Annotated in this window: 5 protein-coding genes; all 5 read left to right on the top strand. The window is 36.4% G+C overall.

Annotation, left to right across the window (positions count from 1 at the left end):
- The first annotated feature begins 127 nt into the window (after window positions 1–127).
- Window positions 128–2,065: an AAA family ATPase gene (locus tag E0496_RS30210; protein ID WP_141505694.1), complete on the top strand. Its 1,938-nt coding sequence runs from the start codon at window positions 128–130 to the stop codon at window positions 2,063–2,065.
- Window positions 2,066–2,410: 345 nt separating this feature from the next.
- The gene (locus E0496_RS30205; RefSeq protein ID WP_141505692.1) at window positions 2,411–3,724 is read left to right on the top strand and encodes a glycosaminoglycan attachment protein; all 1,314 of its coding nucleotides are present in this window, start codon (window positions 2,411–2,413) and stop codon (window positions 3,722–3,724) included.
- Between the two features lie 322 nt (window positions 3,725–4,046).
- Window positions 4,047–5,042 carry a DUF3800 domain-containing protein gene (locus tag E0496_RS30200; RefSeq protein WP_141505690.1) on the top strand — a complete coding sequence of 332 codons (996 nt, stop codon included), beginning with the start codon at window positions 4,047–4,049 and terminating at the stop codon, window positions 5,040–5,042.
- 365 nt (window positions 5,043–5,407) lie between these two features.
- Window positions 5,408–6,106 (top strand): response regulator transcription factor, encoded by a 699-nt coding sequence (locus E0496_RS30195; RefSeq protein WP_141505689.1) that lies wholly within the window; start codon window positions 5,408–5,410, stop codon window positions 6,104–6,106.
- Between the two features lie 614 nt (window positions 6,107–6,720).
- A partial coding sequence (locus tag E0496_RS30190; RefSeq protein WP_206669915.1) for an IPT/TIG domain-containing protein occupies window positions 6,721–7,136 on the top strand: 416 nt, incomplete at its 3' end.

The raw sequence follows: 7,136 nt of genomic DNA, 5'->3' as shown, positions 1-7,136 counted from the left end.
GGAGGGGGAAGTTGCAGGCATATTTAATCATTCGCTATGGACTTCGCAGATTCACTATCCATAAATGGATGCTATTACATATTTGTTTTTTTCAAGTCCTTGTTCCTATGGGCTTTCGTAATTCAGGATGAAACTACATTCATTCAAGATTGAAGGCTTTAGAAGACACTTAAACACTGAAATATTATTTTCTGATGCTACCTTTCTAATTGGGGAGAACAATATAGGAAAAAGTTCTGCATTAAAAGCATTAGAATGCTTTTTAACTGGAACAAAGAGAATTCCTTTAGATGATTTTACTAGGACAATTAATAAAGAAAATAATACAGAAGAAACAATTGTCAATAATATTGTTCTAACCGCAGAGTTTAGAAATGTCCCTTTAGAAGCAAATGAATGGCAGGGATTTAAAGGACGTCTTATACCATATAGTACTGAACATGAAACAAGTGGAACGGGATTAAGTTGTATTTACAGAAAAACGTATTATCATGATAAAGATTTTGAAGGTGAAATGAAGGAATATAAGAGAGAGCTAAAACCAGAATATAGTTCGTGTAAAACGGTTTCTGATTTTATTAATGCTGGATTGGAGCAATCAATCGTAGAAGAATTGTTCCCTGATGAGAAGCCTTCCAAAAAGATTGGTGCGAAAGAGATAAGTATCTTTAAAGACAACAACATCATTGCTCTTTTTGATGTTAATGAGTCTGAAGAAGATTGGTTTGTAAATCCAGGAGGGTTAGCAAATAACATATTGATTCATTTACCGAAATTTTTATTGATTCCTGCACAGGATAAAATAGATGAACTCTCTGGAAAGAGTGGTGCTCTACTAGAGACTCTAAATAGTTTATTTAGTGATGTTAGAGATTCATCAGAAAACTTCAAAGAAGCTCAAAGACATTTGAATTTACTAGCAACTGAATTAGATCCGAATGACGAGAAGAGTGAGTTTGCAGCAATGCTTAAAGGTCTGAATAAAGTAGTTGGCGAAGTATTTCCAAACACTTTGTTTGATGCAAAAGCAAATTTATCAGATGCAAAGGATATTCTTAATCCAAAATTTGATATTAAGTTGGGGAGTAATATATCGACTAAAGTTGAGCAGCAAGGAACAGGGGTTGTTCGTTCTGCTGTTTTTGCTATGTTGAGGTATCGAAGTATGCGTGAGAATGAAAAGAGCAGGAGAGAGAATTCTACTGTACGCCCATTATTCATCGCATTTGAGGAACCAGAAATTTATTTACATCCAAAAGCGGCATTTCAAATGAGAGAAACAATATATGAGCTGGCATGTGAATCTTCAAACCAAATCGTTTGTACTACCCATTCACCTTACATGATTGATTTATCGAAAAAATCATCACAAATATTGAATTGCTTACAATTTATTTTGGAAAAAGTTCAAAAAAACGAAAAAATTCTGGAGGTTGAGTCTATCAAAGTAAATCCCTTTAATATAAAGAAGGCATTTAAATCTTTGCATGAAGACGATCAAACCTACGTTAAAATGCTACTTAAAATAGATGATTCAATTGCAAAGGTCTTTTTCGCTAGGAAAATACTAATAATTGAGGGTGACACAGAAGATATTGTTTTTAGAGAGACAATCAATAGAATGAGCGAGGACAGAAGGAAAGATGTGAATTATAATTGGGAAATAGTTAAAGCAAGAGGTAAAGCGACTATTATTTCTCTCGTAAAGTATTTGAAGGCAATGGGCTTCCAACCGTACGTAGTTCATGACTTAGATATTGGAACGGAACATGCTATGAAGTTTAATGAACCAATCCAAGTAGCCGTTGGAAGTGAAACCCACGTGTTTCCACTAGCAAACTGCATTGAGGATGTGCTAGGATATCCTGCTCCTTCCAGTAATAAACCAGTCAAAGCGTATAAACATATCTTAACTTCGTGGAATCAAGATTGGGAAAGTGTTACTGAAGATTGGAGAATAATTGTAGAAAGTATATTTTTCAGTTCGAATGAAGGACAAGAATCCCTTGATGTTGTATTACAAGAGCTAGAAAGTATTAGGGAAGCAGCATCTGCAAACGAGTAGTCTGAGAGTAGGTATGAGAGTTAAACAATAGACTCGCTTTCTTGTGATGTTAAATTATGGATAATTAATCCTTTGATTTTTCCTGATTAATAAGAGAAGCTAATTCTAAAGCAATATCTGAAGCTTTAAAAGATGTTGATAAAAAATCAATTGTTCCAGAAGACTCCGCTTCTAGTCGCTGAATAAGTTCTCCTAGTAAACTAGGGGAACTCCATGATGATTCTAAATTTATTCTGAAAGAAGTAAAAGTAGTTGCGAGCTATATCTAGAAACCAATATGATTTGCATGTGTTTTTTACCAGAAGTAATCTATCAGAATTTTTTAATGAGGAAATTGAATGGTATATGAATGATTTAAAAACTTTGTGGGGGGTCATTTGCCTTGACAGGCAAGATAAAAATTATACTGTAATTTTTTCTGCAAGGGATGAGAACAGACAAATCCGCTGTATTAATTTAAAAATTAATATAGAGAATATAGATTTGGCAAGAAGTTATTTATTTTCTTATTCAAAGGATCTGGAATTAACAGAAATAGTGAACGGAGTAATCAATAAGAATGTAGTAAAAGATTTGTTTATTCCAATAGTAAAAACATCTAAACTTGATAGGTATTTCGATTTTATATCCAAGAGTCCAACTCATTCTGGAGCAAGGAGTGTTATAAATGAGATTATGCCACATTTTTTCGATGTGGATGGTAATTTCGTTGAACAATTTCAAACGCGAGGATTTGACTCTAGACTTTGGGAGTTGTATCTATTTTGTTATTTTAATGAAGAAGGTTTACTGATTGACCGAAGTCACTTTGCACCAGATTTTTTACTTAGATCGAATAACATGGATGTTTCTTTAGAGGCCGTTATAGTAGCTAATAAAGAACCCGATAAAATATGGACTCATATGCCTAAATTAGAAGATGTTTTAAGTGATCAAGAGATAATGCCTGCAAAGTGGGGAAGCTCACTATATAGCAAATTAACCCATACTGATAAATCCAGAAGACATTATTGGGAATACTCACATACAGAAGAAAAGCCGTTTATTCTAGCAATCGCTGATTTTCATGAAACGTTTTCAATGACTTGGAGTCAGAATTCGCTAATAACATATCTATATGGATATAAATATCACCATTCATATAATGAAAAGGGCGAACTGATAATACACCCAATAAAAGTTGAAAAACATAGTAAAGGCGAAGGCCGAAACACGATTCCCTCAGGATTCTTTTTTCAAGATAACTCTGAGAATGTAAGTGCTGTATTACATTCATCCTGTGCGACAATTTCAAAGTTTAGTCGAATAGGAAAGCAGTGTGGGCTTGATGAAAGTGATGTATTGATGTACAGAATTGGAAGCGTACATAACCCTGATCCCAATGCTAATAAACCGAATAGATTTCAATATTTGGTTACTGAGGAGAATTCGGAACCATGGGCAGAAGGAGTAACTGTATTTCATAACCCAAATGCAAAGTATCCATTGACTTTGGATTTTTTCCCTAGTGCAGCTCAGTGCTATCTACAAGATGAATTCATAGTGACGATTTCTAATAATCCTGTAGTTTATTCTTCTGTAACTTTAAACTTTGTCGAGGAGAGTAAACTAGAAAACTTTAAAGCGCATCTAAGCAACACAAATAAACCAAATCGTTAAATGACTATATCGAGCTAACACGGCATATTGGTAGGAAATGTGAGATGCTTATTATGAGCATAATTAGAACACGGATTGACAGTCTTCAATATAATCTATTTATGAAATAAAGCCGATTTACACAATAATTAGTGCTGGACTGTTGCCGCGGAGTCTGAGGAAATTGCATAATTTCTGATTAATTAACATAGGTTTGTGCTGAAACTGAACTGATGTTTTCACGTGTGAACATAATTAAGTAGTTGGATAACACATTATTTGTATTGTTTCTCGAAATAGCATGGAGAAGTAATGGGAATTAATTTAAACGAGGTGTAAGTTAATGAAAGATTTTTTTGTTTATATTGATGATTCTGGTTCTCCTGGACAGCCACCAGCAAATAAATTCCTAGCACCAGATACTAAGATTTGGGCAGCAGTCATACTGAGTTTAGAAGAGAAGAATTACATTGATTCAGTGATTGACCTTGCCATAAAAAAACTTCAACAAGAAATTCCATTCTCTGAATTTCATTTCACAGAAATATATTCAGCAAAAAATGCTTTTCAAGGTATAGATTCTAAGTTAAGGCTAGAAATAGTTCAGTTGTTTGTTGAACTATACAATAGTATTAAACCATATGTTGTCGTCATTGCTACAGGATCAGGAACACTAAAAAACTCTGGCTTTAGTCAGTCATATAAAAGTAAAAAAGAAAATGGCTTTAGTTTTAGTGACCCAAGTGAATATGCATTGAATACCTTGCTACTAATTATTAACGAATACATGATTGAAAACTACAAAGAAGAAAATATAAAAGCTGAAATAATAATTGATGAAGGCAGACAAAAAGCAAATACTATCCAATTACTTACTGATTTTATTGGTATTTTCAATGAACTTAACTATAAATCATCAAAAAATGTGTACGGTCTACAGTTTGTTGATTTTATTGCATTTTCTATCAATCGAATTCAAAATAACATATCAAAAAATAGGGCAAAGTTTGATAACGAATTCATGAGAATAATTGGAACTCTGCAACTTAACAGCAATCTCAAAACGATTAGTGTTACTGATTTGGACGAAGTTAATAAAGATGCTGTTGAGTCATTTTTGGAGTCTCAGGAATCCCCAAGTATTGGAGCTATACAATATGTTGAAGAGCTCAGCAATTGTTTGTCAAGAATAAGAGATTTTATTCTAAAAAAGAATACAGCAGAGAATAAGGAAATTATTTTGCAGGATATCAAAAGGTTAAAACAATTTAGTAGCATATCAAATGAGTTTGCAAAGTTCTTGGATACTACAGAACGTCTTATATCTGATCAACACTAATGTATTATCATCAAGTCATATTATCCATACAGCAAAGTGTCAGAAAGATACGTAACTCAGGGAGTATACTGCGGGATGTCAGATGATCAGTATACGATATTAACGCGAGACTTTATAGAAGAACAGACGAAGCACAAAAGAACGCTTCTTACGGCTGGACGATCCACTTTCATGATTCGGGTTGTGGTCCGAACCATGAAGGTTTTCTTGAGGTAGGACAACACATTGGGAGCTATTACAGATTTAGTCGAAGCCAATGAAACAACTTGTAATCGTGAGCATCAAATAGGCCCCACCTGACTACTAGGTGGGGCCTATTTGACGCTCACGTTGTTCCAAAGCCTCTGCGCGAATGGCGTTCGGATATGGCTGGTTCGCTTGAGGATTTTATTATGAAGCTCTTGTCGAAGAATCCCGAAGAGCGTTATCAGAGTGCTTATGGTTTATTAAGTGTTTTGAAGCGGTGCGCCGTATCGATGGAGGAAACGGGAGAAGTCATCTCTTTTGAAATCGCACATGTAGATGAAGCAAGCCGGTTTCGGCTTCCTCAGACCTTCTTTGGTCGTGAAATGGAAGAAAGAGCTATCCGAGATGCTTCTGAACAGGCAAAAGTTCGTAGAAACCAGTCCCAATCCGTACTGTGTATACCTGTTCTTTTCACAGGAGGACTAACGCCATTCGCGCTTTACTTGGAGAACAGTCTCATAGCCGGCGTTTTCACTCAAGAAATACGGGTAATGCTGGAGCAAATGATTGCCCGAATGGTGTATGTGAAATCATTAGATGAAGCTCGCAGCCAAAGCTATTCACCAATCGTTCCAACAGATGATCCGTCATCAACTTCTGCGAAAGCTTCACAGCTGTTATTTGAATCACTCACGAATCGTGAAACGGAGATCCTGTACGCGCTGACAGATGGATTGACGAATAAGGAAATTGCCTATCGATTCGGATTAACAGAAGGGACAGTTAAAAGTTATATCCATCATATATACGGAAAACTGGGCGTTAAAAGAAGAAGTCAGGCAATCCCCTGTGCAAAGGAGTTAGCACTCATAAATTAGACTTTTTTCTACAATATTTGCGAAACACTAACTTTGGTTAGTGTTTTTTATATGGCTTGGGATATATACTTATGTGCGAATTCAATAGTGGTATGGAGGAGAAAACAACATGAGTAGAAGATTTCGAGCAAGTAGGAAGTAACGTCTATCATCTTAGCGATGTAGATGATACTAGGCGGATTGAACGGGCTGTTTGATGGAGAGAATCAAGTATCTGCATACAGGGAGGCTCTCATCGGAATTGTGATATTTTTTTCAAGGCTATAACTACGAATCAGGTTATAACTTATGAAGATCTTGTGAACTCTTGATATTTTATTATCTAGATTTTGTTACTATAACCAATAGGATGTAAAATTTTTCTAGACACTGGCTGGCCCTGCTAGTACAATTCACTAGAATACTTGTCGAAATATAGGAGTTGAGGCTTGTGTAAACCATTTGTGGTTTCGGCATATCAATTTAAATAGATTGTTTTGGAGTTGGGGTAACAATTGCATAAGGCGATTCCAATGAAACAGATGCGAGATTTCTCAGAATTGGTTGACCCGGACGAATTTGCGCTCTTCATAATAATATAAAATACATTCTAGGCAAGAGAGGTTGATTTCAAAATGAAAGAGAAACAGAATAAGAAGAAGATATCTAAGGTACTGATGAGTTTCTTGTTGTTGTTCCTTCCTGTGATACAGCTAGCTGTAGGCGAGAATGCGGCCTTTGCGGCAACCGAGCCAGCGATCACAAGCATTTCGCCGACGGCGGGTCCGACGACCGGAGGCACGACCGTCACATTGACCGGTACGAATCTGTCTGGAGCAACAGCGGTGACGTTTGGTGCAACGGCTGCGACGGGCTTTACCGTAAATTCAGCAACACAAATCACAGCAACGGCTCCGGCGGGCTCGGGAACCGTAGACGTAAGGGTAACGACGGCGGGCGGCACATCAGCGACATCGGCGGCTGACCAATATACGTTCATAGCCGCGCCGACGATCACAAGCATTTCGCCAACGGCGGGTCCGACGACCGG

Source organism: Paenibacillus luteus (assembly GCF_006542765.1).
GTDB lineage: Bacteria > Bacillota > Bacilli > Paenibacillales > Paenibacillaceae > Pristimantibacillus > Pristimantibacillus luteus.
Note: the sequence above shows the minus strand (reverse complement) of the source record. Positions and strands in the feature narration are given on the sequence as shown.

What these genes read in the sequence shown, in the direction of transcription:
- E0496_RS30210 (WP_141505694.1), top strand. Translation starts at nt 128, where the DNA reads ATGAAACTACATTCATTCAAGATTGAAGGCTTTAGAAGACACTTAAAC.
- E0496_RS30195 (WP_141505689.1), top strand. Translation starts at nt 5,408, where the DNA reads ATGGCTGGTTCGCTTGAGGATTTTATTATGAAGCTCTTGTCGAAGAAT.
- E0496_RS30200 (WP_141505690.1), top strand. Translation starts at nt 4,047, where the DNA reads ATGAAAGATTTTTTTGTTTATATTGATGATTCTGGTTCTCCTGGACAG.
- E0496_RS30205 (WP_141505692.1), top strand. Translation starts at nt 2,411, where the DNA reads ATGAATGATTTAAAAACTTTGTGGGGGGTCATTTGCCTTGACAGGCAA.